At 73.4% G+C, this 25,839-nt stretch carries 23 protein-coding genes; 8 read left to right on the forward strand and 15 right to left on the reverse strand.

The window, feature by feature from the left end; genetic code table 11:
- The first annotated feature begins 22 nt into the window (after positions 1–22).
- The gene (locus LUZ64_RS09530) at positions 23–1,456 is read left to right on the forward strand and encodes an amino acid permease (protein WP_095581917.1); all 1,434 of its coding nucleotides are present in this window, start codon (positions 23–25) and stop codon (positions 1,454–1,456) included.
- Positions 1,457–1,509: 53 nt separating this feature from the next.
- Here the strand turns inward: LUZ64_RS09530 and LUZ64_RS09535 are convergent, their stop codons facing one another.
- The 6 genes from LUZ64_RS09535 to argC all read right to left on the reverse strand — a co-directional run bounded on the left by LUZ64_RS09535 (position 1,510) and on the right by argC (position 7,846).
- On the reverse strand, positions 1,510–2,679 hold the full coding sequence (locus LUZ64_RS09535) for a metal-dependent hydrolase family protein (protein WP_095581916.1): 1,170 nt from the start codon (positions 2,677–2,679) through the stop codon (positions 1,510–1,512).
- A gap of 75 nt (positions 2,680–2,754) precedes the next feature.
- Positions 2,755–3,297: an arginine repressor gene (locus LUZ64_RS09540; RefSeq protein ID WP_087928896.1), complete on the reverse strand. Its 543-nt coding sequence runs from the start codon at positions 3,295–3,297 to the stop codon at positions 2,755–2,757.
- A gap of 47 nt (positions 3,298–3,344) precedes the next feature.
- Positions 3,345–4,490, reverse strand: coding sequence for an acetylornithine transaminase (locus LUZ64_RS09545; RefSeq protein ID WP_095581915.1), 1,146 nt, complete (start codon positions 4,488–4,490; stop codon positions 3,345–3,347).
- A gap of 47 nt (positions 4,491–4,537) precedes the next feature.
- On the reverse strand, positions 4,538–5,539 hold the full coding sequence (gene argB / locus LUZ64_RS09550; RefSeq protein WP_232390228.1) for an acetylglutamate kinase: 1,002 nt from the start codon (positions 5,537–5,539) through the stop codon (positions 4,538–4,540).
- Complete coding sequence (gene argJ, locus LUZ64_RS09555; RefSeq protein ID WP_095581914.1) at positions 5,536–6,687, reverse strand: bifunctional glutamate N-acetyltransferase/amino-acid acetyltransferase ArgJ; 1,152 nt, start codon at positions 6,685–6,687, stop codon at positions 5,536–5,538. The genes argB and argJ overlap by 4 nt, the downstream gene beginning before the upstream one ends.
- Before the next feature lie 130 nt (positions 6,688–6,817).
- Positions 6,818–7,846 (reverse strand): N-acetyl-gamma-glutamyl-phosphate reductase, encoded by a 1,029-nt coding sequence (argC, locus tag LUZ64_RS09560; protein ID WP_095581913.1) that lies wholly within the window; start codon positions 7,844–7,846, stop codon positions 6,818–6,820.
- Between the two features lie 153 nt (positions 7,847–7,999).
- On the opposite strand from argC, the gene LUZ64_RS09565 reads away from it, so the two are divergent.
- Positions 8,000–10,222, forward strand: coding sequence for an NADP-dependent isocitrate dehydrogenase (locus tag LUZ64_RS09565; protein WP_095581912.1), 2,223 nt, complete (start codon positions 8,000–8,002; stop codon positions 10,220–10,222).
- A 109-nt stretch (positions 10,223–10,331) separates the two neighbouring features.
- On the opposite strand, the gene LUZ64_RS09570 is transcribed toward LUZ64_RS09565, so the two are convergent.
- Positions 10,332–10,829 (reverse strand): MarR family winged helix-turn-helix transcriptional regulator, encoded by a 498-nt coding sequence (locus LUZ64_RS09570; RefSeq protein ID WP_095581943.1) that lies wholly within the window; start codon positions 10,827–10,829, stop codon positions 10,332–10,334.
- A gap of 106 nt (positions 10,830–10,935) precedes the next feature.
- Between LUZ64_RS09570 and LUZ64_RS09575 the strand changes: the two genes are divergently transcribed.
- Together LUZ64_RS09575 and LUZ64_RS09580 are read left to right on the forward strand one after the other, a co-directional pair.
- Positions 10,936–11,868 carry an EamA family transporter gene (locus LUZ64_RS09575; protein WP_095581911.1) on the forward strand — a complete coding sequence of 311 codons (933 nt, stop codon included), beginning with the start codon at positions 10,936–10,938 and terminating at the stop codon, positions 11,866–11,868.
- A gap of 89 nt (positions 11,869–11,957) precedes the next feature.
- Positions 11,958–12,596: an NAD(P)-dependent oxidoreductase gene (locus LUZ64_RS09580; RefSeq protein WP_095581910.1), complete on the forward strand. Its 639-nt coding sequence runs from the start codon at positions 11,958–11,960 to the stop codon at positions 12,594–12,596.
- A gap of 29 nt (positions 12,597–12,625) precedes the next feature.
- On the opposite strand, the gene LUZ64_RS09585 is transcribed toward LUZ64_RS09580, so the two are convergent.
- Complete coding sequence (locus LUZ64_RS09585) at positions 12,626–13,000, reverse strand: RNA-binding S4 domain-containing protein (RefSeq protein WP_095581909.1); 375 nt, start codon at positions 12,998–13,000, stop codon at positions 12,626–12,628.
- A gap of 171 nt (positions 13,001–13,171) precedes the next feature.
- Positions 13,172–14,638: an aminotransferase-like domain-containing protein gene (locus LUZ64_RS09590; protein ID WP_095581908.1), complete on the reverse strand. Its 1,467-nt coding sequence runs from the start codon at positions 14,636–14,638 to the stop codon at positions 13,172–13,174.
- On the opposite strand from LUZ64_RS09590, the gene LUZ64_RS09595 reads away from it, so the two are divergent.
- Together LUZ64_RS09595 and LUZ64_RS09600 are read left to right on the forward strand one after the other, a co-directional pair.
- The gene (locus LUZ64_RS09595) at positions 14,637–15,581 is read left to right on the forward strand and encodes a DMT family transporter (RefSeq protein WP_095581907.1); all 945 of its coding nucleotides are present in this window, start codon (positions 14,637–14,639) and stop codon (positions 15,579–15,581) included. The genes LUZ64_RS09590 and LUZ64_RS09595 overlap by 2 nt on opposite strands.
- A gap of 161 nt (positions 15,582–15,742) precedes the next feature.
- The gene (locus tag LUZ64_RS09600; RefSeq protein WP_095581906.1) at positions 15,743–15,943 is read left to right on the forward strand and encodes a DUF1918 domain-containing protein; all 201 of its coding nucleotides are present in this window, start codon (positions 15,743–15,745) and stop codon (positions 15,941–15,943) included.
- Positions 15,944–15,958: 15 nt separating this feature from the next.
- Here LUZ64_RS09600 and LUZ64_RS09605 read toward each other — a convergent pair whose 3' ends face one another.
- Positions 15,959–17,224: a glycoside hydrolase family 10-like protein gene (locus LUZ64_RS09605; protein ID WP_095581905.1), complete on the reverse strand. Its 1,266-nt coding sequence runs from the start codon at positions 17,222–17,224 to the stop codon at positions 15,959–15,961.
- A gap of 203 nt (positions 17,225–17,427) precedes the next feature.
- On the opposite strand from LUZ64_RS09605, the gene LUZ64_RS09610 reads away from it, so the two are divergent.
- Together LUZ64_RS09610 and LUZ64_RS09615 are read left to right on the forward strand one after the other, a co-directional pair.
- Positions 17,428–18,285, forward strand: a complete 858-nt coding sequence (locus tag LUZ64_RS09610; protein WP_095581904.1) for a 3-hydroxybutyryl-CoA dehydrogenase — start codon at positions 17,428–17,430, stop codon at positions 18,283–18,285.
- 202 nt (positions 18,286–18,487) lie between these two features.
- Positions 18,488–18,748, forward strand: a complete 261-nt coding sequence (locus tag LUZ64_RS09615) for a hypothetical protein (RefSeq protein ID WP_095581903.1) — start codon at positions 18,488–18,490, stop codon at positions 18,746–18,748.
- A 52-nt stretch (positions 18,749–18,800) separates the two neighbouring features.
- On the opposite strand, the gene LUZ64_RS09620 is transcribed toward LUZ64_RS09615, so the two are convergent.
- The 5 genes from LUZ64_RS09620 to pheS all read right to left on the reverse strand — a co-directional run bounded on the left by LUZ64_RS09620 (position 18,801) and on the right by pheS (position 25,815).
- Entirely contained in the window at positions 18,801–19,331 is a 531-nt protein-coding gene (locus LUZ64_RS09620) for an NUDIX hydrolase (protein WP_095581902.1), read from the reverse strand.
- A 46-nt stretch (positions 19,332–19,377) separates the two neighbouring features.
- A complete protein-coding gene (locus LUZ64_RS09625; RefSeq protein ID WP_087928882.1) occupies positions 19,378–20,715 on the reverse strand; it encodes an NsdA family TPR-like regulatory protein in 1,338 nt (445 codons plus the stop codon).
- Between the two features lie 80 nt (positions 20,716–20,795).
- Entirely contained in the window at positions 20,796–21,962 is a 1,167-nt protein-coding gene (locus LUZ64_RS09630) for a PP2C family protein-serine/threonine phosphatase (RefSeq protein WP_232398541.1), read from the reverse strand.
- A gap of 221 nt (positions 21,963–22,183) precedes the next feature.
- Positions 22,184–24,694, reverse strand: coding sequence for a phenylalanine--tRNA ligase subunit beta (gene pheT / locus LUZ64_RS09635; protein WP_095579916.1), 2,511 nt, complete (start codon positions 24,692–24,694; stop codon positions 22,184–22,186).
- The gene (pheS, locus tag LUZ64_RS09640) at positions 24,694–25,815 is read right to left on the reverse strand and encodes a phenylalanine--tRNA ligase subunit alpha (RefSeq protein ID WP_095579914.1); all 1,122 of its coding nucleotides are present in this window, start codon (positions 25,813–25,815) and stop codon (positions 24,694–24,696) included. The genes pheT and pheS overlap by 1 nt, the downstream gene beginning before the upstream one ends.
- Between the last annotated feature and the right edge of the window lie 24 nt (positions 25,816–25,839).

Raw genomic sequence — 25,839 nt, forward strand, 5'->3', positions numbered from 1 at the left:
TCCGGGCGATGCCGTCGACCCCATGGTGAAGACCGGCCCGGACAGCTCGCCGCAGGTCGCGGAGGGCGAATCCGCGGAGGGTTACCACCGGGGGCTCGGTGCCCGTCAGATACAGATGATGGCCATCGGCGGAACCATCGGCACCGGCCTTTTCCTGGGTGCCGGATCGGCCATCGCGCAGGCCGGCCCGAGTCTTATCCTCTGGTATGCGGTCGCCGGCGCGGTCCTCTTCGTCGTGATGCGCGCGCTCGGTGAACTCCTCGTCTACCGTCCCGTTTCCGGGAGTTTCGCCGAGTACGCCCGCGAGTTCCTCGGACCGTTCTGGGGCTATGCCACGGCCTGGACCTACTGGATCATGTGGGTCACCACCGGAATGGCCGAGATCACCGCCGCCGGACAGTATGTTCATTACTGGGCACCCGGTTTCGCCCAGTGGAAGACCGCTCTTATCTCACTGCTGGTCCTCTTTGCCCTGAACCTGATTTCCGTAAAGGTTTTCGGCGAGCTGGAGTTCTGGTTCGCCCTCATCAAGATCGTCGCCATTGTCGGGATGATCCTGGTCGGCGTCGGAGTGCTCACCATCGGCTTCAGTGCCGCCGGCGACACCGCCTCCGTCACCCATCTCTGGGCCGACGGCGGAATCGCCCCGCACGGTGTGTGGGATTCGACGATGACCCTTCAGATCGTCCTCTTCGCCTATCTGGGCGTCGAGCTCGTCGGAGTGACCGCCGGTGAGTCGAAGGACCCCGAGAAGAACATCCCCCGGGCCATCAAGAGCCTGCCCTGGAGATTCGGCATCTTCTATCTGGGCGCCCTGATCGTCATCCTTTCCGTGGTCAGCTGGAAGGAATTCCAGCCCGGTATCAGCCCGTTCGTGGCCGCGTTCTCGAAGATCGGCATCCCGGCCGCGGCGGGCATCGTGAACTTCGTGGTGCTCACCTCCGCCCTGTCCTCGTGCAACGCCGGCGGTCTCTACGCCACGGCCCGCATGCTGCGCACGGCGGGGCGGAACGGCCACGGCCCCAAGGTCCTGGGGCGGCTGACCAACCGGAACATCCCGGCCGTCGCGCTGACCGTCTCCGCCGTGACGATGGCGATCGGCGTGGGCATCAACGCCGTCGACCCGGAGCACGCGTTCGTGTACATCACCTCGGTGTCCACCGGCGGCGCGATCCTCGTCTGGAGCGTCATCCTGGTCACCCACCTGCGCTACCGGCGGGCCGTCCGGGCCGGCCGCGTCGCGGCCTCCGGCTACCGGGCCCCCGGCGCGCCGTACACCAATTACCTGGCGCTGGCCTTCTTCGCCTTCGTGACGGTGCTCATCGCGTCCTCGTCCGACAGCCGGGTGGCGCTGTACGTCATCGCGGGCTGGCTCGTCCTGCTGGGCCTCGGGTACGGGCTGCTGAGGCGTCAGGCCAGGGCCCGCCGCACCGCGGAGCCCCACGGGAGGCGGTGAGCGGAGGCCGTGCGGCGGGCGGCCCGGGCGAGGCCCCGGGCCGCCCGGCCCGCTCAGACGACGCGCGCGCCGCCGCGGAAGACGGCCGCCACGGCGTGGACGGCCTCGATGTCGGTGAGCGGGTCGCCGGTGACGGCCACCACGTCCGCGTCGTAGCCCGGCGCGAGGCAGCCCTTGTGCGCGGCGATCCCGCACAGCCGGGCCGCCGTCGACGTCGCGGCGCGCAGCGCCTCCACGGGCGTGTACCCCCGCTCGACCATCGCCGCGACGCTGTACGGATAGCTGCCGTGCGGCTTGACCGGGAAGACCCCGGAGTCGCTGCCGCACACGGTCGTCACCCCCGCCTGCCGCATGGCCGCGAGCCCGGCCACCATGCCCGGGATCCGCTGGGCGATGCGCGGCGGTGGCGGCGGGCCGCCCGGCAGCGCGCCGAGGGTCAGCGAGGCGACGACGCCGGCGCGGACCATCTCGTCGAGCACCCGGCGGTCGAAGTCGACGCCGTCGTCGGTGAGGAAGAAGCAGTGCTCGATCGAGTCGAAGCCGGCGGCGACGGCGTCGGCGATGCCGCTCGCCGCGTGGGCGTGCGCGGTGATGGGCAGTTCGTGCCGGTGCGCCTCGCGCACGGCGGCGCGCAGCTCGGCGGGCCCGTACTGCGGGCGGTAGGGATCGGAACCGGGGGTCAGGTCGCCGCCGGTCACCATCACCTTGACGACGTCCACGCCGCGCTCGGCCCGTTCCCGGACGGCCGCGCGCACCCCCTCGACGCCCTCGGCCTGGCCGCCGAGGAACCAGCAGTGCCCGCCGGGCGTGGTGACCGGGGGCCCCGCCGCCAGGACGCGCGGCCCCGCCGTGGGATCCGCGGCGGTCTCCTCGCGCAGCCGCAGGGAGAGATAGCCCCGGTCGCCGAGATCGCGGACGGTCGTGACGCCCGCGGCCAGCGCCGCCCGGCCCGCGGCCCGCATCCGGTCGAGGAGCTCCGCGTCACCGGCCCGCCGGACCCGGCCGACGACGTCGTCGCTGGCGTCGAAGGCCAGGTGGACATGGGTGTCCACGAAGCCGGGCAGCAGTGTCGTGTCCCCCAGGTCGACGACCGTGGCACCGGGCGGTGCCGCCCCGTGCGGTTCGACGGAGACGATCCGCCCGCCCTCGACGGTCACCAACGGCCGCTCGACGGGCTCCGGACAGGCCCCGTCGAACAGCGATCGCGCGCGTAATGCCAGCATCGGCCCTCCCTGCCACCGGGCAACCCTGCCCCGTGGTGGCACGGTGCCAAACCGGGGCGGGCCCGGCCGCCGGGCTCAGCGCTCCTTCTGCGCCAGCCTGAGCAGGTGGTCGGCCAGGGCCTGGCCGCCCTTGGGGTCGCGGCTGATGAGCATGACGGTGTCGTCGCCCGCGATGGTGCCGATGATCTCGTGAACGCCGGCCTGGTCGATGGCCGAGGCGAAGAACTGGGCGGCGCCCGGCGGGGTGCGCAGCACCACGAGGTTCGCGGACGCCTCCGCCGAGATCAGCAGCTCGCCCGCCAGCCTGCCCATCCGGGCCTCGGTCGCCGACTCCCCCAGCGGGGCCCGGGGGGTGCGGTCGCCGCCCTCGGAGGGCACCGCGTAGATCAGCTCGCCGTTGGTGTTGCGGATCTTGACCGCGCCCAGCTCGTCGAGGTCCCGGGAGAGCGTGGCCTGGGTGACGGAGAGCCCGTCGTCGGCGAGCAGCTTGGCGAGCTGGCTCTGCGACCGCACCGGTTGCCGGCCGAGGATGTCCACGATCCTGCGGTGGCGGGCGGTGCGGGTCTGCGGTACGGCCTGTCCGCCGTGGAACGGCTCGGACTCCTGCGCCTCGGTCATCGTCTCGTCTGTCTCCGCATCGTCGTTCCCCGTGGCCTCTTCGGCCGCTACGCCCCCTCGCCGGCGGTCGCGGCGTCCAGGACGCCGGGCAGCGCCCGGAGGAACGTTTCCACCTCATCTTCGGTGATGATCAGCGGCGGGGCCAGCCGCACCACGTCGGGTGCGACCGCGTTCACCAGGAATCCCGCCTCCTGTGCCGCGTGCTGCGCTTTCGGTGCGAGGGGCTCGGAAAGGACAATACCCAGCAGCAGGCCCGCGCCACGGACGTGGTCGACCGCGGGGTGGCCGAGCGCCTCGATCCCGTCACGCAGCAGCGTGCCCACGCGCCCGACGTGGCCGAGGATCCCCTCGCCCTCCAGGGTGTCGAGGACGGCCAGGGCGGCCGCGCAGGCGACGGGGTTGCCGCCGAACGTCGAGCCGTGCTGACCGGGTGTCAGCAGGTCGGCGGCGGGCCCGAAGGCCAGCGTCGCGCCGATCGGCAGGCCGCCGCCGAGGCCCTTGGCGAGGGTGACGACATCGGCCTCGACGCCCTGCGCCCGGTGCGCGAACCAGTGCCCGGTGCGGCCGATACCTGTCTGGATCTCGTCCAGGACCAGGAGGGTGCCGGTGGCCCGGGTGATCTCCCGGGCGGCGGCGAGATAGCCGTCCGGCGGGACGACGACGCCGCTCTCGCCCTGCACGGGTTCCAGGACGACGAGCGCGGTGTCGGTGGTGACGGCGGCGCGGAGGGCGTCGGCGTCACCGTAGGGGACGTGGCTGACATCGCCGGGCAGGGGCAGGAAGGGGGCCTGCTTGGCGGGCTGGCCGGTGAGGGCGAGGGCGCCCATGGTGCGGCCGTGGAAACCGCCGGCCGTGGCGACCATGTGCGTGCGCCCCGTCCGCCGCCCGATCTTGAGGGCCGCCTCGATCGCCTCCGCCCCGGAGTTGCCGAAGTAGACCCGGCCGGGGCGGCCGTCGAGGGCGAGGAGGCGCTCGGCGAGGGCGACCGTCGGCTCGGCGGTGAAGAGGTTGGAGACGTGGCCGAGCGTGGCGATCTGCTCCGAGACCGCCCGGACGACCGCGGGGTGGGCGTGGCCGAGGGCGTTGACGGCGATGCCGCCGACGAGGTCGAGGTAGGGGCGGCCGTCGGCGTCCCAGACGGTGCTGCCGGCGCCCCGGACGAGCGGCACCCGGGGGGTGCCGTAGTTGTCCATGAGGCTTTCCTGCCACCGCCGGGTGAGTGCGGCGTTGCTCGCGGGGCTCACTGGGCGCCCTTCCCCTCGTGTGCGTCGTGTGCGTCGTGCCCGTCCGGGACGACCATGGTGCCGATGCCCTCGTCGGTGAAGATCTCCAGCAGGATCGAGTGCTGGACGCGGCCGTCTATGACGCGGGCGGTGGTGACGCCGTTGCGCACCGCGTGCAGACAGCCCTCCATCTTGGGGACCATGCCGCTGGCGAGCTCGGGCAGCAGCCGCTCCAGCTCGCTCGCGGTGAGCCTGCTGATGACCTCGTCGCTGTGCGGCCAGTCCTCGTAGAGACCCTCGACGTCGGTGAGGACCATCAGGGTCTCGGCGCCGAGGGCCGCGGCGAGGGCGGCGGCGGCCGTGTCGGCGTTGACGTTGTAGACGTGGCCGTCGTCGGCGCTGCGGGCGATGGAGGAGACCACCGGGATCCGGCCGTCGTCGAGCAGGGCCTGGAGGGCGCCGGTGTCGATCGCGGAGATCTCGCCGACCCGGCCGATGTCCACGCGCTCGCCGTCGATCTCGGGCAGGTGCTTGGTGGCGGTGAGGGTGTGGGCGTCCTCGCCGGTCATGCCGACGGCGAGCGGGCCGTGGGCGTTGAGCAGGCCGACGAGCTCCCGCTGGACCTGTCCGGCGAGGACCATCCGGACGACGTCCATGGCCTCGGGGGTGGTGACCCGCAGCCCCGCCTTGAACTCGCTGACCAGGCCGTGCCGCTCCAGCTGCGCGCTGATCTGGGGGCCGCCGCCGTGCACGACGACGGGCTTGAGGCCGGCGTGCCGCAGGAAGACGACGTCCTGGGCGAAGGCGGCCTTGAGCTCCTCGTCGACCATGGCGTTGCCGCCGAACTTGATGACGACGGTCTTGCCGTGGTGGCGCGTCAGCCAGGGCAGCGCCTCGACGAGGATGCGGGCCTTGGGGAGGGCGGTGTGCTTACGGGTGGCACCGGCGGCGGCACGCGAGGAGGCGGCGTCCGCGGGGGCTTCGGTGGAGGCGTCGGTGGTGGCGTCGGGGATCGTCATGAGGAGTACGCGCTGTTCTCGTGGACGTAGTCGGCGGTCAGGTCGTTGGCCCAGATGACGGCGGTCTCGGCGCCGGCGGCCAGGTCGGCGGTGATGCGCACCTCGCGGTAGCGCATGTCGACGAGGTCGCGGTCGTCGCCGACGGAGCCGTCGCGGCAGACCCAGACGTCGTTGATGGCGACGTTGAGCCTGTCGGGGTCGAAGACGGCGGAGGTCGTGCCGATCGCGGACAGCACCCGCCCCCAGTTCGGGTCCTCACCATGGATCGCGCACTTCAGCAGGTTGTTCCGCGCGAGGGAGCGCCCCACCTCCACCGCGTCGTCCTCGCTCGCGGCGTTGATCACCTCGATGCGGATGTCCTTGGAGGCGCCCTCGGCGTCCCCGATCAGCTGGCGGGCGAGGTCGTCGCAGACGCTGCGCACCGCCTCGGCGAAGGCGTCCGCCGCGGGCTCCACGCCGGAGGCCCCGGAGGCCAGCAGCAGGACCGTGTCGTTGGTGGACATGCAGCCGTCGGAGTCGACGCGGTCGAAGGTCGTGCGGGTGGCCGAGCGCAGGGCCCGGTCGAGGGCGGGGGCGTCGACGTCGGCGTCGGTGGTGAGCACGACGAGCATGGTGGCGAGGCCGGGGGCGAGCATGCCGGCGCCCTTGGCCATGCCGCCCACGACCCAGCCGTCCCCTTCCGCCACGGCGGTCTTGTGGACGGTGTCGGTGGTCTTGATGGCGATGGCGGCCTTCTCGCCGCCGTGCGGGGAGAGTCCGGCGGCGGCCTTCTCGATGCCGGGCAGCAGCTTCTCCATCGGCAGGTACACGCCGATCAGCCCGGTGGAGGCCACCGCGATCTCCCCCGCGCTGTGTCCGAGGGCCTCGGCGGCCTTCTCGGCGGTGGCATGGGTGTCCTGGAAGCCCCGCGGTCCGGTGCAGGCGTTGGCCCCGCCGGAGTTGAGGACGACGGCGGAGATCGCGCCGCCCTTGACGACCTGCTCGGACCACAGGACGGGGGCCGCCTTGACGCGGTTGGCGGTGAAGACCCCCGCGGCCGCCAGCCGCGGCCCCTCGTTCACCACCAGGGCGAGATCGGGGTTGCCGCTCTCCTTGATCCCCGCGGCGATGCCGGCCGCCGTGAATCCCTTTGCTGCGGTCACGCTCACTGCGACTCCTCGTTGGCTTCCCTGCCCGCGTGGGGCGGCTGTGCGGGACTGTTCGGTGGATCCTGGGGACCGGCGGCGGGGCCGCACGGCACGAGGCGTGCCAGTGCGGTGGCGACGGCGCGGCGGACGCTCACGGCGCCACCCCGCAGGTGGGCAGCCCCAGCTCCTCGGGGAGGCCGAGGGCGATGTTCATGCTCTGCACCGCGCCGCCGGCGGTGCCCTTCGTGAGGTTGTCGATCGCGCCGACGACGACGATCCGGCCGGCGGCCGCGTCGAGCGCCACCTGGACCAGGGCGGCGTTGGAGCCGGTGACGGCGCCGGTGGACGGCCACTGCCCCTCGGGGAGGAGGTGGACGAACGGCTCGTCCGCGAAGGCCTTGTCGTAGGCCGACCGGAGGCTCTCGGCGGTGACGCCCGGGCGGGCCTTGGCGCTGCAGGTGGCGAGGATGCCCCGGGGCATCGGCGCGAGGGTGGGGGTGAAGGAGACGGTGACGCGCTCACCGGCGGCGGCCGAGAGGTTCTGGACCATCTCGGGGGTGTGGCGGTGGCCGCCGCCGACGCCGTACGGGCTCATGGAGCCCATGACCTCGCTGCCGAGCAGGTGCGGCTTGGCGGCCTTGCCGGCGCCGGAGGTGCCGGAGGCGGCGACGACCACGGCCTCGGGCTCGGCGAGGCCGGCGGCGTAGGCGGGCAGGAGGGCGAGGGAGACAGCCGTGGGGTAGCACCCCGGCACGGCTATCCGCTTGGTGCCGCGCAGGGCCTCGCGGGCGCCGGGCAGCTCGGGCAGGCCGTACGGCCAGGTGCCGGCGTGCGGCACCCCGTAGAACCGCTCCCACTCCGCCGCGTCCTCCAGCCGGAAGTCGGCGCCGCAGTCCACGACCAGGACGTCCTCGCCGAGCCGCTCGGCGACGGCGGCGGACTGACCGTGGGGCAGGGCGAGGAAGACGACGTCGTGCCCGGCGAGGGTCTCGGCGGAGGTCTCCGCCAGCACCCTCCCCGCCAGCCGCGGCAGGTGCGGCTGCGCCTGGCCGAGCCGCTGCCCGGCACTGGAGTGCGCGGTCAGCGCGCCGATACGGACCTCGGGGTGACCGAGCAGCAGGCGCAGCACTTCACCGCCCGCGTATCCGCTCGCTCCTGCCACTGCCGCATGGATTGCCATCGGGCCCCTCCTCGTCGATGGCATGACTATACGAAGCTTTGAAGATTTATGCAATGGTGAGATTTATGCGACGGTCACCCCTGTCGAGAGAAGGAGGACCACGAGATATCTTGATGTCGAGCAATGTTGCAGAGACGTGGAGCGGAGCACCTGGTGACTGACTCGACCATCATCTATACGCACACCGACGAGGCTCCGGCCCTGGCGACGCATTCCTTCCTGCCCGTGATCCAGGCGTACGCCTCGACGGCCGGCGTCACCGTGGAGACCCGTGACATCTCTCTGGCCGGGCGCATCATCGCCGGCTTCCCCGAGTTCCTCGAGGAGAGCCAGCGCATCGAGGACGCCCTCGCCGAGCTGGGCGAGCTCGCCAAGACGCCGGGCGCGAACATCATCAAGCTGCCGAACATCTCGGCCTCGATCCCGCAGCTGAAGGCCGCGATCGCCGAGCTCCAGGCACAGGGCTACGCCCTGCCGGACTACCCGGACGACCCGAAGACCGAGCAGGACAAGGACGTCCGCGCGCGCTACGACAAGGTCAAGGGCAGCGCCGTCAACCCGGTCCTGCGCGAGGGCAACTCCGACCGCCGCGCCCCCGCGTCGGTCAAGAACTACGCCAAGACCCACCCGCACCGCATGGGCGCCTGGAGCTCCGACTCCAAGACCAACGTCGCGACCATGGGCGCCGACGACTTCCGTTCCACCGAGAAGTCCGCCGTCGTCGCCGAGGCCGGCACCCTCCGCATCGAGCTGGCGGCCGAGGACGGCACCACCACGGTGCTGCGCGAGTCCGTGCCCGTCCTCGCCGGTGAGGTCGTCGACGCCTCCGTGATGCGCGTCGCCGCGCTGCGCGAGTTCCTGACGGCGCAGATCGCCCGCGCCAAGGCCGAGGGCGTGCTGTTCTCGGTGCACCTGAAGGCCACGATGATGAAGGTCTCCGACCCGATCGTCTTCGGCCACGTGGTGCGCGCCTTCTTCCCGAAGACCTTCGAGAAGTACGGCCAGGCCCTCGTCGCGGCCGGCCTGTCCCCGAACGACGGCCTCGGCACCATCCTCAAGGGCCTGGAGTCCGTGCCGCACCTGGGCACGGAGATCTCGGCGTCCTTCGAGGCCGAGCTCGCCGAGGGCCCGGCCCTGGCGATGGTCGACTCCGACAAGGGCATCACCAACCTGCACGTCCCGAGCGACGTCATCGTCGACGCCTCCATGCCGGCCATGATCCGCACCTCCGGCCACATGTGGGGCCCGGACGGCCAGGAGGCGGACACCCTCGCGGTGCTCCCCGACAGCAGCTACGCCGGTGTCTACCAGGCCGTGATCGAGGACTGCCGCGCCCACGGCGCCTTCGACCCGTCGACGATGGGCTCGGTCCCGAACGTCGGCCTGATGGCGCAGAAGGCCGAGGAGTACGGCAGCCACGACAAGACCTTCGAGATCGCCGCCGCGGGCACCGTCCGCGTCGTCGACGCCAAGGGCGACGTCGTGCTGGAGCAGGCCGTGAACGCCGGCGACATCTTCCGCATGTGCCAGGCCAAGGACGCGCCGATCCGCGACTGGGTCAAGCTGGCCGTCACCCGCGCCCGCGCGACCAGCGCCCCGGCCGTGTTCTGGCTCGACGAGAACCGCGCGCACGACGCGCGGCTCATCGAGAAGGTCAAGGCGTACCTGCCGGAGCACGACACCGAGGGCCTGCAGATCGAGATCATGTCGCCCGTCGAGGCGACCAAGTTCTCGCTGGAGCGCATCCGCCGCGGCGAGGACACCATCTCGGTCACCGGCAACGTCCTGCGTGACTACCTGACCGACCTGTTCCCGATCCTGGAGCTCGGCACGAGCGCCAAGATGCTGTCGGTCGTCCCGCTGATGAACGGCGGCGGTCTGTTCGAGACCGGTGCCGGCGGCTCCGCGCCGAAGCACGTCCAGCAGCTGGTCAAGGAGAACTACCTGCGCTGGGACAGCCTGGGCGAGTTCTTCGCGCTCGCGGCGAGCTTCGAGCACCTCGCGCAGACCACGGGCAACGCGGGCGCCCAGGTGCTCGCCGACACCCTCGACCGCGCCACGGCCACGTTCCTCAACGAGGACAAGTCGCCGAGCCGCCGCCTCGGTGGCATCGACAACCGCGGCAGCCACTTCTACCTGGCGCTCTACTGGGCCCAGGAGCTGGCGGCGCAGACCGAGGACACCCAGCTCGCGGGGGCGTTCACCGCGCTCGCCAAGACGCTGGCCGAGCAGGAGCGGACGATCGTCGACGAGCTGATCGCCGTCCAGGGCTCGCCGGCCGACATCGGCGGCTACTACCAGCCGTCCGTCGAGAAGGCCGCGGCCGTCATGCGCCCGTCCGCGACCTTCAACGAGGCCCTCGCGACCCTCGCCTGACCGCGCCGGCGGGAAGAGTCTCCCGCCGCCCGCACCCGCTGAACGACCGCCCCCGACCGGCATCGCGCCGGCCGGGGGCGGCCTGTTTTCCGGGGGTTCCGCCGGCCGGTCAGGCCGGCTTCCCGCCGAGGGACCCCAGCAGCTTCCGGAGCGAGTCCGCGAGGGCGTCCCGCTCGTCGCGGCTGAGGCCGGCCAGCAGCCGCTCCTCGGTGGCGATGTGGTCGGGCAGCACCGCGTCGATGAGGGCGAGGCCCTCGCCGGTGAGGGAGACGACCATGCTGCGGCCGTCCGAGGCACTGGGCGTACGGGTCACCAGGCCGCGGGCCTCCAGGCGGTCGAGGCGCTGGGTGATGGCCCCCGAGGTGACCATCGACGACCGCATCAGCTCGGCGGGGGTCAGGCGGTGCTCGGCGTTGCTGCGGCGCAGGGTGGCGAGGACGTCGAAGGAGGCCGCGTCCAGCCCGTGCGCGGTGAAGGTACGGCGCAGCTCGGCGTCGACCAGGCGGGAGAGCCGCGAGAGGCGGCCGATGACCGCCATCGGCGAGGCGTCGAGGTCGGGGCGCCGCTCGGCCCACTGCTCCAGGACGCGGTCCACGTGATCCGTCATGTCTCCGCCCGTCATGGCTCCGTCTGTCATGGCTCCACCCTAAGCAGTTCCTTAGCGGTGAGGTAAACCCTGGACGGTTACCTTAGCGGTGAGATACATTGCTTTAGTGCTAAGCAATCGATTCGGAACCGTCGCGCTGACCGCCCTCGCCCCCGCCATCTGGGGCACGACCTATCTCGCCACCACCGAGCTGCTGCCGCCCGGCCGGCCGCTGCTGGCCGCCGTGGTGCGGGCCCTGCCCGCCGGGCTGGTCCTCGTCGCCGTGACCCGACGACTGCCGAGCGGGATCTGGTGGTGGCGGGCGCTGGTGCTGGGCGCGCTCAACATCGGGGCGTTCTTCGCCCTGCTCTTCGTCGCCGCCTACCGGCTGCCGGGCGGGGTCGCCGCCACCATCGGCGCCCTCCAGCCCCTCTTCGTGGCCCTCCTCGCCGCCGGGCTGCTCGGCGAGCGCCTGACCCGGCGCACCCTGCTCACCGCCGTCGCGGGGGTGGCGGGCGTCAGCCTCCTCGTCCTCCGGGCCGACGCGCGGCTGGACGCCCTCGGGGTGGCCGCCGCGGCGGCCGGCGCGGTCGTCATGGCCACGGGCGTCGTGCTCAGCAAGCGGTGGGTGTCGCCCGCGCCGCTGCTCGCGACGACCGGCTGGCAGCTCGTCGCGGGCGGGATCCTGCTGCTGCCCGTGGCACTCCTGGTCGAGGGCCCGCCGCCGACCGCGCTGAGCACCGCCAACCTGGCCGGCTACGGCTATCTGACGGCCGTCGGCTCGGCCCTCGCGTACGCGCTGTGGTTCCGGGGCATACGCGAGCTGTCCCCCACCCAGGTCACCTTCCTGGGGCTGCTCAGCCCGCTGGTGGCCACGGCCCTGGGCCTGATCGCCCTCGGCCAGGGGCTCACCTGGGCCCAGGCGGCGGGCGGGCTCGTCATCCTCGCCTCGCTCGTCGTGGCGCAGCGGCGGCCCGCACGGCGGGCCGAGCCCCCGGCCCGGTCCGCCGCTCCGGCGGGCCCGGCCCAGAGGCCGCCCGCCGCGGCCCCCGCGCGCTGAACCGCCCGCCGGACGTCTCACCGCACCACCCGCGGGATCCCCCGCGGCCTTCCACCGGACCCGCACCACCCACCCAAGGAGCAGAAGAAATGCGCATCACCGTCTTCGGAGCGGCGGGCAACGTCGGCAGCCGCGTGGTCACCGAGGCCCTCACCCGGCGCCACGAGGTCACCGCCGTGGTCCGTGACAAGGCCCGCTTCCCCGAGCTGCCCGAGGCCGCCCACGCCCGTACCGGCGACGCTTCCGACCCGCGGGACGTGGCCCGGCTCGCCGTCGGCCAGGACCTGGTCATCACGGCGACCCGCCCGGCGCCCGGCAGCGAGTACGGCCTCGTCAAGGCCACCGAGGGCCTGCTGGCCGGGCTGGCCGGGACCGGTGTCCGGCTCCTGGTCGTCGGCGGCGCGGGCAGTCTGATCCTGCCCGGCACCGGCGGCACGACCGTGGCCGACGGCCCGGACTTCCCGCCCTCGTGGCTGCCCATAGCCCTGGCCTGCAACGACCAGCTGGCCGCCTGCCGCGCCGCCGACGACGTGGACTGGACGTACCTGAGCCCGGCCGCCCTCCTGGAGCCCGGCACCCGTACGGGCCGCTACCGCCTGGGCACGGACGAGCTGGTCGTCGACGCGAAGGGCGAATCGGCCGTCTCCATGGAGGACCTGGCGGTCGCCCTCCTGGACGAGGCCGAGAACCCCCGGCACCGCCGGACGCGGTTCACCGTCGGGTACTGACCCGGCGGGCCGGCCGCGGGGCCGGTGCCTCAGCGGCCCTGGAGCCGCTCCAGCTCGCGCCGGTCCCGCTTGGTCGGGCGTCCCGCGCCACGGTCGCGGACGGCCGCCACCGCGACCTGCTCGCGCGGCGGGGGCGGCGGGCTGTTGTCGACGTAGCATTCGGCGGCCACCGGCGCGCCGACCCGCTTGCGGACGAGCCGGGACACCACGACGATCCGCTCGTGCCCGGCCGCGCGCAGCCGCACCTCGTCACCGGGGCGTACGGTCTGCGCGGGCTTGGCCCGCTCGCCGTTGACGCGCACGTGGCCGGCGCGGCAGGCCGTCGCGGCCAGCGAGCGCGTCTTCGTGAGCCGCACGGACCAGATCCAGCTGTCGACCCGCACGGGCCCCTCGTCTTCAGCCATGCTCCGACTCTAGTCCCCCCGCCGCCGGGAACCGGGCCGCCGGGCGGGCGGGTCCCGGGCGTCCTCAGGGTTTCCTCGCGGCCGCGGTCCCGGTCCACTCCTCCCACGCGGTCCGCAACCCGCGGACGCCCCGGGAACCGGGCCGCCGGGCGGGCGGGTCCCGGGGCGTCCTCAGGGTTTCCTCGCGGCCGCGGTCCCGGTCCACTCCTCCCACGCGGTCCGCAACCCGCGGACGCCGTCCTCCAGTTCGGCCGTGCCCGCGGTGGTCGCGAAGCCGATCCGCAGGAAGGGCGCGGGAGCCTCGGCGGCGAAGTAGGGGCGGCCCGGGGAGACGACGACACCGGCGCGCAGGGCCGCGGCCGCGAGGGCCGCCTCGTCCGTGCCGTCCGGGAGCCGGGCCCAGACGTAGAAGCCGCCCGGCGGCGCGAAGTCCACCCGCAGGTCCGGCAGTTCCCGCTCCAGCGCGGCGAGCAGGACCTCGCGCCGGGTGCGCAGCTCCGCGGCGACCGTGCGCCGGTGACGGGACCAGGCGGGCGAGCCGACGAGCTCCAGGGCGGCCTCCTGGAGCGGGCGCGGCACGAAGAAGCTGTCGACGACCTGAATGGCCCGCAGGCGTTCGAGCACGGGGCCGCGGGCGGCGAGGGCGCCCACCCGCAGGCTGGGTGAGGTGATCTTGGTGAGCGAGCAGACGTGGACGACGATCCCGTCGGGGTCCTCCGCGGCGAGCGTGGGGGCCGGCGCCGGGGCGTCCTCGTGGGAGAGGAAGCGCGCGAAGTCGTCCTCGACGACGAACGCGCCCGCCTCGCGGGCGATCCGCACGACCTCCCGCCGCCGCTCGCCCGCCAGGACCGCGCCCGTGGGGTTCTGGTAGAGCGGCTGGCAGACGAGGACGCGGGCGCCGCTCGCCCGGAACGCCTCGGCCAGCAGATCGGTGCGGACGCCACCGGCGTCGACGGGCACGGGCACCAGCCGCTGCCCGGAGGCGCGCGCGGCGGCGAGGATCCCGGGGTAGGCCGGCGACTCCACGAGGACGGGTGCGCCGGGCGGGGCGAGGGCCCGCAGCGCGGCCGTGAGCGCGCTCTGGCCGCCGGCGGTGACGAGGACGTCCGAGGGGGCCACGGTGCCGGCGGGACCGCCGATCTCGCGGGCGAACCAGGCGCGGAGCTCGCCCACGCCGTCGATCGGCGGCCGTCCCCAGGCGCCGGGCCTGCGGCCGGCCCGGCCGAGCGCGGCGGCGAGGGCCCGCTCCGGCTGGAGCGTGGGGTGCAGGTAGCCGCCGCTGAGCTCGATGACGCCGGGCGGCGGCTCGGCGAGCGTGCTGAGGACGCCCGAGGCGTCCACGGCGCGGGGGACGGCCTCGCCCGGCGTCTCGACGCTGAGGGCGACCTGCTGCCAGGACGTGTCGCCGGGGCGGGCCGGGGCGCTGTGCGGCGCGGCCCGGAAGGCGCCCGCGCCGGGGCGGGTGACCACCAGGCCCTCGGCGGCCAGGGTTCCGAGCGCCCGCGACACGGTGACCGGGCTGACCCGGAAGCGGTCGACGAGGGCCCGGCTGGACGGCAGCTTCTCACCTACGGAGTAGCGGCTGAGCTCCCCTCTGAGGATTCCTGCCAGGTCGGAGACGCTGTTACGCTCGTGCATGAGAGTGAAAGATAGCGCTACCGACCCGAACGCGATAGCAGTGGACAGCCCTGCGGGCGCCGCTCCCCCGCGGGTCGCGTCGCCGCGCACGGGTGGTGGCACCCTCCTCGCCGCGCTCGGGGTGGCGGCGTTCTCCCTGACCTTCCCCGCGACCGCGTGGGCCCTGGAGGGGCTCGGGCCGTGGTCGGTGACCACCTGCCGGATGGTGCTGGCCGGACTGCTCGCCGGGGCCTGCCTGCTGGCCGGACGGGTGCCGCCGCCCCCGCGCCGGCATCTGCTGCCGCTGCTCGCCGTGGCCGGTGGCACCGTGGTCGGCTTCCCGCTGCTGACCACGCTCGCGCTGCGGACGTCCTCGACCTCGCACGCCGCCGTGGTCGTGGGCCTGCTGCCGCTGACCACGGCCGCGTACTCGGCGGTCCGCACCCGGACCAGGCACTCGCGGACGTTCTGGGCGGCCGCGCTGACCGGTGCCGCCGTGGTGATCGCCTTCGCGGTGCGGGAGAGCGGCGGCCGGCCCACGACCGGGGACCTCTTCCTGTTCGGTGCCCTGCTGGTGTGCGCGGCGGGCTATTCCGAGGGCGGCAGGCTGGCGCGGGAGCTGCCGGGTTGGCAGGTGATCTCCTGGGCGCTGGTGCTCTGCCTGCCGGTGGCCGCCGCCGGGGCGGCCCTCTCCCTCCTCACCGAACCCGTCCATCTCACCGGCCACGCGGTCGCGGGGCTGCTGTGGCTGGCGGCCGGCTCCCAGTTCGTGGGGCTGTGGGTCTGGTACCGCGGCATGGCGGCGATCGGGGTCGCCCGGGCCAGCCAGCTCCAGCTGGCCCAGCCACTGCTCACCCTGGTCTGGTCGGTGCTGCTGCTCGGCGAGCGGCTGGGCCCGGCCGCGCCCGCCGCGGCCGTCGCCGTGCTCGTCTGCATCGGGGTGACCCAGCGGACCCGCTCCTGAACAGGCCTTCCACCGCACGGCGGCGGTTCTCGCCGGGGACCCGCCGAAGGCGCGCCGGGTCTCGCCCGGATGCGCACGGGGACGGGCCTTCCGGGCGGGCCGACCGTAGACTTGGCACCGTCCCAGCACACGTGTCGGACCTCGAGACGGAGGGCACGTCTATGCATGCGAGCAAGGGCGACCGGTTGGTGGTGCACGGCCGCGTGGTCGGGAAGCAGGACCACGTCGTGGAGATCGTGGAGGTCCTGGGGCCGAACGGGACCCCGCCGTTCCGTGTCCGCTCCGAGAACGGACACGAGACGATCATGTCCCCGGGCCCCGACTCCGTGGTGGACCACCGCAAATCCACCGACCAGGTGTAGCGCTCCCCGCGAGGCTCAGCGGGGCGGGCGCGCGCGGCCCGGGTAGTGGTCCTGGACCACGCGCGCCATCGCCCCGATCGGGTCGCTGACCACGAATTTCGCCGAGAACCAGACGTGGCCGAGCACCTCGGGGCAGCCCCGGGCGAAGGAGAGGTGCCGGGAGAGCTCGGCCGGGTCCTGCCAGGGGGCGGGCTGCCCCGGGTCGCCCGCCCGGTAGAGCGCCTCGCCGATGTAGAGCTGCACATCCGTGCCGCGCACGGCCTCCGCCCACCACGGCACGAGCTTGGCGTAGTCGGCGGCGGCGAAGCCCAGGTGCCAGTAGACCTGCGGGACGATGTAGTCGATCCACTCCTCGCGCACCCATCTACGGGTGTCCGCGCCCAGGTCGTCGTAGGTCTGCACACCGGCCTTGGTGTCCGAGCCCCTGGGGTCGGTGGATCTGTTGCGCCAGACGGCGAAGGGGCTGATCCCGAAACGCACGTGCGGCTTGCGCGCCTTGATCCGCCGGCCCATCTCCCGTACGAGGCGGTCGATGTTGTCGCGCCGCCAGGCGGCCCGGTCGGGGAAGCCCGTGCCGTGCCGGGCGTACGCGGCGTCGTCGTCGAACCGCTGCCCGGCGACGGGGTAGGGGTAGAAGTAGTCGTCGAAGTGCACGCCGTCCAGGTCGTAGCGGGTGACGGCGTCGAGCATCGCGTCCTGGACGAAGCGGCGGACCTCGGGCAGGCCGGGGTTGTAGTAGAGCTTGCCGCCGTAGCGCACCACCCAGTCCGGGTGGAGCCGCGCGGGGTGGGTGGCGGTCAGCCTGCGGGGGTCGGTGTGGTTGGCGACGCGGTAGGGATTGAACCAACCGTGCAGTTCCAGACGGCGCTTGTGGGCCTCGCGCACGGCGAAGGCCAGCGGGTCCCAGCCGGGGTGACGGCCCTGGACCCCGGTCAGGTACTCCGACCACGGCTCGTGGGGCGAGGGCCAGAAGGCGTCGGCGGTCGGCCGCAGCTGGAGGACCACGGCGTTGAGCCGGCGGGCCACGGCGGCGTCGAGGAGGGCGATCAGCTCCGCGCGCTGCCGGTCGGGGGTCAGCCCCGGCTTGGAGGGCCAGTCGACATTGACGACGGTCGCGATCCACATTCCCCGGAATTCACGTTTCCGATGGAGCTCACCCGGCTTACGGACGTCGACGGCGCCCGCCAGGCCGTCGCGGGCACTCGCCTCCTCGCTCGCCAGCATCGCGGACATCACTCCCGCGGCGGCCACGGTGAACCCTCTTCGACTCATACGCCCCATATGCGGCCCACTCCTTGTCGGATCGGTCACACCATACGGCGGGAGCATGCCCGCCCCGGCCAGCCGGGCACCGCCTGTCGCGGAGTAACGTCTGGAACGAGGCGGGCACGCGCCGGGGGTCCTCCCCACCGCTACCAGCGGTAAGAGGTACGGCCACCCGCCGGACGACCAAGATCAGCGAAAGGCACGATGTGACGGACACTGTGGCAGACGTGGCACGCGTCGGGGTGGTGGGCTGCGGCCAGATGGGCGCGGGCATCGCGGAGGTCTGCGCCCGTTCCGGCCTGGACGTCAAGGTCGCGGAGACCACCGGCGAGGCCCTGGAGCTGGGCCGCACCCGCCTGACGAACTCGCTCGGCAAGGCCGCCGAACGCGGCAAGATCACCGAGGAGGAGCGGGACGCGACGCTGGCGCGGCTGAGCTTCACCACGGACCTGGGCGAGTTCGCGGACCGCGACCTCGTCATCGAGGCGGTCGTCGAGAACGAGCAGGTGAAGACGGAGATCTTCCGGGTGCTCGACCAGGTGATCACCCGCCCCGACGCCATCCTGGCCTCCAACACCTCCTCCATCCCGCTGGTGAAGCTGGCCGTGGCGACCTCCCGCCCCGACCAGGTCATCGGCATCCACTTCTTCAACCCGGCGCCGGTGCAGAAGCTCGTCGAGCTCATCCCCGCGCTGACCACCGGCGAGGAGACCATCAAGCGCGCCGAGGCGCTGGTCTCCCAGGTCCTGGGCAAGCACGCCATCCGGGCGCAGGACCGCTCCGGCTTCGTCGTCAACGCCCTCCTCATCCCCTACCTGCTCTCGGCGATCCGGATGTTCGAGTCGGGCATCGCGAGCCGTGAGGACATCGACAACGGCATGGAGCTCGGCTGCGCCCACCCCATGGGCCCGCTGAAGCTCTCCGACCTGATCGGCCTGGACACGGTCGCCTCGGTCGCCGACAGCATGTACCAGGAGTACAAGGAGCCGCTGTACGCCGCTCCCCCGCTGCTCCAGCGCATGGTCGACGCGGGCCGCCTCGGCCGCAAGACCGGTTCGGGCTTCTACACCTACTGAGCCGGGCGTCGCGACCGGCGCCCCACCGGGCCTGCGGGCACCCGGATGTGGCGCTGCGTCACCGCCGCACACCCGTGTTCGCACGGGGTGTGCGGCGGTGACCCGCACTCACCCTCCGCACACGCTCCCGCCCCGTGCGTCCGCGCGGTTGACTCGCCACGTGAACACACACACGGAGAGTCTTCCGGAAGGGGTACGTACCGTGACCAGCCATCCCGAGCACGCCGTCAAGTCGTCGGCCGAGCTCGCGGAGCTCCGTCGTAGCCTCGATGTCGGCGTCGTCCGCATCGACGGCCACCTCGCCCTCCTCACCCAGCGCAGCGATCAGTCGGAGCGCGACATCAGCGAGCTGGCGGGGCGGCTACGGGCCCTCGAACACGGCAGGTGGCCGTTGCCGTCGCTCGCCGCGCTCACCGGGCTCGCCGCCCTGGGACTGACCGTCTGGCAGGCGGCGGGCCGGTGAGCACGGTACGCGCCTGATCCTCACCCCGGCCCCCGTCCACGGGAGAAGAGACTCAGCCGAGCCGCGTGTGGTGCAGGAGCAGCAGCGCCGCCGCCATGTTGGCGGCCGGCACCTCGCCGCGGCCGATCATGTCGGGCACCAGCTTGAGCGGCACCCATTCCCGGCGGTCCGACTCGAAGGCGTCCTCCGGCTCGCCCACGCACTCGGCCTCGTCCGACCAGTAGATGTGGTGCCGGGCGTCGGTCAGGCCGTTGGACGGCTCGACGGACATCAGGTGCCGCAGGGGGCCGGGCCGCCAGCCGGTCTCCTCCTCCATCTCCCGGGCCGCCGCGAAGGCCGGGTCCTCGCCGTCCTCGACGACACCGGCGGCCAGTTCCCAGCCCCAGGTGTCCGTGATGAAGCGGTGCCGCCACAACAGCAGTACCTCATTGGCCTCGTTGACCACCGTGGCCACGGCGACGGGCCGCAGCCTGATGACGAAGTGATCGAGGTGGCGGCCGTCGGGGAGTGCGACATCCGCGAGATTGACCCGGAACCAGCGGTTCGAGTAGACCGTCCGCTCCTTGAGATTCTTCCAACGCACGTATTGCCACCTTCCGCCAAGGTGGCCACCTCCCCGGGCGTTGTCCTCACAAGGGCACGCGCAGCGCCCCGTCGATCATCTCGGCGGCCTCGGCGGTAGCCGCACACCCACTCTCGATCAGGTGCTCGCGCACCGCCCGGAGCCGGTCCCGTAAGCGCTGCGATTCCATGCCTCTCGCCTGCTCGGTCATCTCCCGGGCGGTGGCCACCGCCTTGTCCGCGTCTCCTTGACGCAGCTCGATGTGCGTGAGCATGGCGAGCCGGTGGACACGGCCCCGGTCGTGGGCGGGGGTGTCGACGGCGCGGTCCGCGTGCTCACGGGCGGGTCCGAGGTCGCCGAGGCTGAGCAGCGCCTCCGCCACCTGGACGTTGACCAGGCCCGGCTGGACGTAGCCGGTCTCGGCGGGCTCCGCGCCGCGGTGGATGCGCTCGGCGGCGGTCTCGGCGCGGCGGATGCAGGCGAGCGCCCCCGCGCCGTCGCCCAGTCGCGCGTACGCCTTGGCCTGCATCGCGTAGAGGTCGGCGGCGAGCGCCGGGGTGAGCTCCGGACCCGCGGACCGCAGCGCGGACTCGGCGAACGCGACGGCCTGCCGGTACTCCCTCATAAACAGCGACTGGTTGACCAGCAGGGCGATCACATACGCGCCGAGGCCCCGGTCCCCGCTGGCCTTCGCCAGCCGCAGCGCCTGGTGGAAGTAGCGCTGGGCCAGACCGTGGGCGTCGGAGTCGTAGGCGCAGATCCCGGCGACGGCGACCAGGCCGCCGGTGGCCCGGTGGAGCTGACGGCCCGTCTCGTCGGTGTAGCTGCCGCGCAGCAGGGGGGCGGCCTCGGCGTTGAGGAAGCCGACCACCCGGGCGCGCGTGGCGATGCCGCCGGCCTTGCGGTACATCTGCTCGTAGTGGGCGCGGGCGGCGCGCAGCATCTCGATGTCGTCCATGGAGACCCTGGTCAGGCCGCGCCGGGAGACATCGGCGTCCTCGGGAGGGTTCTCCCATTCCCAGACCGGGATGACGGCGGGTGTCCCGGTGACGGCGGGCGCGCTGACGATGTGCTCGCGCTGCTGTTCGTCCGAGCGCCACAGGGCGGTGGCGCGCTCGACGAAGCCGGAGAGCGGTGTGTTGGGCAGCCGGGGGCTGCCCGGGGTGCCCAGTCCTATGTCGTCGAGGGTCAGCGCGCGGCGCAGCCGCTCGCCGAGGACCTCGCAGATCAGGTCGGGCACCTGGCCCCGGGGACGCTGGCCGCGCAGCCAGCGGGCGACGGCGGTGTGTTCGTAACGCAGCGCCAGACCCCGCGCCCGGCCCGCCGCGTTGACATGGGCGGCCAGTCCGGCGTGGGAGATGCCCGCCTCGTCGAGGATGGCGTCAAGCAGTGTGTTGGGCTCCATCCTGCCCTCCGGTGCAGCTCGGTGAGGTCAGCGTAATGGAGATCCCTTCGCACGGGGTGTGAACCGGCCGTCGCCGAGCGTCAGAGCGGAGCGGTGTCTTCCAGCCGTCGCGGGGGCGACTCCAGGGGCCCGTCCCAGCGGTGGCCGGGGGTGAGCGCGCCGGGGCGCGGGGCGGGGCCGGGGAGCCGGCAGCGGTCCCTGCGGAGCACCATCAGGGCCATGTCGTCGGACAGCCGGCCGCCGGTGTGGCGCAGCAGGGCCGTCCGCACCCGCTCGACGACCGCCGCCGGGACGACGGGGGCGACCGGGGCCGCGTCGGCGAGGACCCTCGCCAGCGGGAAGAACTCCCCTCGCGCGTCCCGGGCGTCCTCCGCGCCGTCGGTGTGCAGCACCAGGGCGTCGCCCGGCGCCAGCCGGGTCAGGCGGACGACCGGCAGCCTGCCCGGCAGCGGGAACAGGCCGAGCGGGGGCAGCGGGTCACCGCGCCCCACGGCCGTGGCGCGCATCCGGCGCCCGGGGGTGCGGGAGAGGCGGTAGGGCCATGGGTGACCGCAGTTGAGGGCCTTGACGAGGCCGTCGGGGCCCACCTCCAGGAGCAGGACGGTGACGAACTCCTCGCCGAGCGCCCGCTCGCCGAGCTGCCGCTGGAGCGCGCGCTCCAGGCGGCGCAGCACCCCGGGGAGCTCCGGCTCGTCGTGCGCGGCCTCGCGGAAGCTGCCCAGGACGGCGGCGACGGTGCCGATCGCGCCGAGGCCGTGGCCGCGGACGTCGCCCATGACCACGCGGACGCCGTGCGGGGTGGCCAGGGCCTCGTAGAGATCGCCGCCGACGAGCGCGCCCTCGCTGACGGAGAGATGGCCGCCGGCGAGGGTCATCCCGCCGAGCCGGGGCGGCAGGGGGCGCAGCAGCGTCCGCTGCGCGGCGGCGGCGATCTCGCGGGCGCGCTCCAGCTCCCGCAGGAGCCGGCGGCGGCCCCCCGTGAGGAGGTGGGCGAGCCCGACGACCGCGACGACCGCGCAGCAGGTGCCCAGCCGGGCCGTGGTGTCGAGGCGGCCGGCCGAGCCCAGCGGGACGAGCGCGAGGAGCGCGCAGACCCCGGCGAGCAGCACGCACTGGCGGCGGCCGGTGCCGGCGCAGGCGAGGGCGGGCGCGGCGGCGAGCAGCTGGACGAGCTGGGTGCCGCGGGGGCTCAGCAGCTCCGCGGCCACGACGGCCAGCACCCAGAGTCCGGGAAGCGCGAACACCATCCCCCTCCGCCAGCGCACCGCCCTTGTCCGGATCATGCCGTCGGCCCCCTAGCAGCAATGACGCACTCGATTCTCGCGAGCACTCACCACCGAGTAACGACTTGACCCCTCGATTCCACCCTATTGAGTGATATTCGGACACTCAGGGACGATGGCACGCGCGAGGGGCGCACCCGGTGAACCGGATGCGCCCCTCGGTGGGCCCCGGAGGGCCGGGAGACTTACGCCCCGCGCAGTACCGCGCCCGTGCGGGCGACCGCGGAGGCGACGGCGGCGTCACGGGCGGCCGATGCCTCGTCGGCCGTCAGCGTGCGGTCCGCGGCGCGGAACCGCAGCGCGTACGCCAGCGACTTCTTGCCCTCGCCCAGCTGCTCGCCGACGAAGACGTCGAACAGGCGCAGCGACTCCAGGAGCTCGCCGGCGCCGGACCGCAGCGCGGCCTCGACGTCGGCGGCCGGCACCGAGGCGTCCACGACGAGCGCGACGTCCTGGGTGGCCACCGGGAAGGCGGAGACGCGGGGTGCCTGGACGGGGCCGGTGCCCGCGCGCTCCAGGAGGTCGAGCTCGATCTCCATGGCGCAGGTGCGCTCCGGCAGGCCGAACGCCTTGGTGACGCGCGGGTGGAGCTCACCGGCGCTGCCGACGAACACCTCCTGGCCGTCGACGACGGCGAGCAGCGCGGCGCAGCGGCCCGGGTGGAACGGCGCGTGCTGGTCCTGGCGGACGATCAGCTCCACGCCGGCCTCACGGGCGACCGTGCGGCCGGCCTCGATCGCGTCCGCCCAGGTGGCCTGGCGGCCCTTGCCCCACCAGCCGGCCAGCTCGCGGGAGCCGGCGAGGACGACGGCGGCCCGGCGCGGCTGCCGGGGCAGCGCGGCGTTCAGACCGGCGATCTCCTCGTCGGTCGGACGGCGGTCGACGGGCAGCCGGACGGCGGCCGGCTCCTCGCCGGTCGGCCGGAAGACCAGACCGGTCTCGAACAGCGCGAGGTCGTGCCCACCGCGGCCGTCGTTGCGCCGCAGGGCGGCGAACAGGCCGGGCAGCAGCGTGGTGCGCAGCGCCGGCTCGGTGTCGGCGAGCGGGTTGACCAGGCGCACCACGGTGCGGCGCGGGTCGTCGGCGGCCAGGCCGAGCTGGTCGAGGGCGGCGTCCCCGAGGAAGGGGTAGTTGAGCGCCTCGACGTAGCCGGCGCCGGCGAGGGCGCGGCCGACGCGGCGGTGCAGGCGCTGCCGCTCGGTCAGGCCCCGGCCGGCCGGCGGCCGCGGCAGGGTGGAGGGCAGGTTCTCGTAGCCCTCCAGGCGGATGACCTCTTCGGCGAGGTCGTTGGGGTCGGTGAGGTCCGGGCGCCAGCTGGGCACGGTGACGATGAGCTCGTCCTGCCCGTAGACGTCGCAGCCGACCTGCTGGAGGCGGCGGACGACGGTCTCCCGGCCGTACTGGACACCGGCGACGCGGTCCGGGTGGTCGGCGCTGAGGGAGATCGTGCGCGGCCCGCTGGGGGCGACGATCTCGGTGACGCCGGCCTCGGCGGTGCCGCCCGCCAGCAGCACCATCAGGTCGACGGTGCGCTGGGCCGCCGCGGAGGCGGCGTTCGGGTCGACGCCGCGCTCGAAGCGCTTGGACGCCTCGGAGGACAGCTTGTGGCGCCGGGCCGTACGGGCGATGGAGACGGCGTCGAAGTGCGCGGCCTCGATGACGATCTCGGTGGAGCCCTGGCCGGCGGCGTGGTCGCCGATCTCGGTCTCCGCGCCGCCCATCACGCCCGCGAGCCCGATCGGGCCGCGGTTGTCGGTGATCACCAGGTCCTCGGGGTGCAGCGCGCGCTGGGTGCCGTCGAGGGTGGTGAGCTTCTCGCCGCGCTCGGCACGGCGCACACCGATGGTCCCGTCGATCCGGGACCGGTCGTAGGCGTGCAGCGGCTGGCCCAGCTCGAGCATCACGTAGTTGGTGACGTCGACGGCGAGCGAGATCGGGCGCATGCCCGCCTTCTGGAGGCGGCGCTGGAGCCAGATCGGGGAGCGCGCCTCCGCGTCGACACCGGTGACGGTGCGGGCGGTGAAGCGGGAGCAGCCGGCCGGGTCGGCGACCTTGACCGGGTAGCCGTAGCTGTTGGGCGCCGGGACGTCCAGCAGGGCCGGGTCGCGCAGCGGCAGGCCGTAGGCGGTGGCGGCCTCGCGGGCCACGCCGCGCATCGACAGGCAGTAGCCGCGGTCCGGGGTGACGGCGATGTCGAGGACCTCGTCGACGAGCTCCAGGAGCTCGATCGCGTCGGTGCCCGGCTCGTACTCCCGCGGGAGCACGATGATGCCGTGCGTGCCGTCGTCGCCCATGCCCAGCTCGTCGCCGGAGCAGATCATGCCGTGCGAGGTGCGGCCGTAGGTCTTGCGGGCGGCGATCGCGAAGTCGCCGGGCAGGACGGCGCCGGGGAGCACCACGACGACCTTGTCGCCGACGGAGAAGTTGCGGGCGCCGCAGACGATCTCCTGGGGCTCGCCGGTGCCGTTGGCGGTACCGACGTCGACCGTGCAGAAGCGGATGGGCTTCTTGAAGCCCTCCAGCTCCTCGATCGTGAGGACCTGGCCGACGACCAGGGGGCCCTTCAGGCCCGTGCCGAGCTGCTCGACGCGCTCGACCTCCAGGCCGGCGGCAACGAGCTTGGCCTGCACGTCGCGGCCGGTCTCACCGGCCGGCAGGTCGACGTATTCCCGCAGCCAAGAAAGCGGGACCCGCATCAGATCTCCATCCCGAACGGCCGGGTGAAGCGCACGTCACCCTCGACCATGTCTCGCATGTCTTCGACGTTGTGGCGGAACATCAGCATTCGCTCGATGCCGAACCCGAAGGCGAATCCGCTGTACTTCTCCGGGTCGATGCCCGCGGCGATCAGCACCCGGGGGTTGACCATGCCGCAGCCGCCCAGCTCGATCCAGCCCTCGCTGGAGCACGTGCGGCAGGGGCGGTCGGGGTTGCCGACCGACTCACCGCGGCACACGTAGCACTGCATGTCCATCTCGGCGGACGGCTCGGTGAACGGGAAGTAGTTCGGGCGCAGCCGGGTGGACATGCCGGTACCGAAGAGCGCCTGGACCATGTGGTCCAGGGTGCCCTTGAGGTCCGCCATGGTGAGGCCCTCGTCGATGGCGAGGAGCTCGACCTGGGTGAACACCGGAGTGTGGGTGGCGTCCAGCTCGTCCGTCCGGTAGACGCGGCCGGGGCAGATCACATAGACCGGCGGCTCGCGGTCGATCATCGTGCGGACCTGCACCGGGGAGGTGTGGGTGCGCAGCACGACGCCGGAGTCGGCCTTGCCCTGCTTGTCCTGGACGAAGAAGGTGTCCTGCATCGCACGGGCCGGGTGGTCCGGCTCGAAGTTCAGCGCGTCGAAGTTGAACCACTCGGCCTCGACCTCGGGGCCCTCGGCCACCTCGTAGCCCATCGCGACGAAGACGTCCTCGATGCGCTCGGAGAGCGTGGTCAGCGGGTGCCGGGCGCCGGCCGGGGCGCGGTCGTACGCGAGCGTGACGTCCACGGCCTCCTCGACGAGCACACGGGCGTCGCGCTCCGCCTCCAGCTCGGCCTGGCGGGCCGCGAGGGCCTTGCTGACCGCACCGCGGGCCATGCCCACGCGCTTGCCCGCCTCGGCCTTGGCCTGCGGCGGCAGAGCGCCGATCTCGCGGTTCGCCAGCGACAGCGGCGACGTGGGACCGGTGTGGGCGATCTTCGCCTCGTGGAGGGCGGCGAGGTCGGCGGCAGCGGCGAAGGCGGCGAACGCCTCGTCCCGCAGGCGCTCGAGCTCTTCCGGTTTCAGTGCCTCGACCTCGACAGGGTCGTACGACTTATTGGGTGCGGACATCTCTTCCCGTGCTTCCGATTGTCC

This window comes from Streptomyces albireticuli, assembly GCF_021228125.1.
Lineage (GTDB): Bacteria > Actinomycetota > Actinomycetes > Streptomycetales > Streptomycetaceae > Streptomyces > Streptomyces albireticuli.

Excerpts from the sequence above, each read along its gene's own strand:
- LUZ64_RS09530 (WP_095581917.1), top strand. The coding sequence starts at position 23 with ATGGTGAAGACCGGCCCGGACAGCTCGCCGCAGGTCGCGGAGGGCGAA.
- LUZ64_RS09535 (WP_095581916.1), bottom strand. The coding sequence starts at position 2,679 with ATGCTGGCATTACGCGCGCGATCGCTGTTCGACGGGGCCTGTCCGGAG.
- LUZ64_RS09540 (WP_087928896.1), bottom strand. The coding sequence starts at position 3,297 with ATGACCGAGGCGCAGGAGTCCGAGCCGTTCCACGGCGGACAGGCCGTA.
- LUZ64_RS09545 (WP_095581915.1), bottom strand. The coding sequence starts at position 4,490 with ATGGACAACTACGGCACCCCCCGGGTGCCGCTCGTCCGGGGCGCCGGC.
- argB (WP_232390228.1), bottom strand. The coding sequence starts at position 5,539 with ATGACGATCCCCGACGCCACCACCGACGCCTCCACCGAAGCCCCCGCG.
- argC (WP_095581913.1), bottom strand. The coding sequence starts at position 7,846 with ATGGCAATCCATGCGGCAGTGGCAGGAGCGAGCGGATACGCGGGCGGT.
- LUZ64_RS09570 (WP_095581943.1), bottom strand. The coding sequence starts at position 10,829 with ATGACGGATCACGTGGACCGCGTCCTGGAGCAGTGGGCCGAGCGGCGC.
- LUZ64_RS09580 (WP_095581910.1), top strand. The coding sequence starts at position 11,958 with ATGCGCATCACCGTCTTCGGAGCGGCGGGCAACGTCGGCAGCCGCGTG.
- LUZ64_RS09585 (WP_095581909.1), bottom strand. The coding sequence starts at position 13,000 with ATGGCTGAAGACGAGGGGCCCGTGCGGGTCGACAGCTGGATCTGGTCC.
- LUZ64_RS09595 (WP_095581907.1), top strand. The coding sequence starts at position 14,637 with ATGAGAGTGAAAGATAGCGCTACCGACCCGAACGCGATAGCAGTGGAC.
- LUZ64_RS09590 (WP_095581908.1), bottom strand. The coding sequence starts at position 14,638 with ATGCACGAGCGTAACAGCGTCTCCGACCTGGCAGGAATCCTCAGAGGG.
- LUZ64_RS09600 (WP_095581906.1), top strand. The coding sequence starts at position 15,743 with ATGCATGCGAGCAAGGGCGACCGGTTGGTGGTGCACGGCCGCGTGGTC.
- LUZ64_RS09605 (WP_095581905.1), bottom strand. The coding sequence starts at position 17,224 with ATGGGGCGTATGAGTCGAAGAGGGTTCACCGTGGCCGCCGCGGGAGTG.
- LUZ64_RS09625 (WP_087928882.1), bottom strand. The coding sequence starts at position 20,715 with ATGGAGCCCAACACACTGCTTGACGCCATCCTCGACGAGGCGGGCATC.
- LUZ64_RS09630 (WP_232398541.1), bottom strand. The coding sequence starts at position 21,962 with ATGGTGTTCGCGCTTCCCGGACTCTGGGTGCTGGCCGTCGTGGCCGCG.
- pheT (WP_095579916.1), bottom strand. The coding sequence starts at position 24,694 with ATGCGGGTCCCGCTTTCTTGGCTGCGGGAATACGTCGACCTGCCGGCC.
- pheS (WP_095579914.1), bottom strand. The coding sequence starts at position 25,815 with ATGTCCGCACCCAATAAGTCGTACGACCCTGTCGAGGTCGAGGCACTG.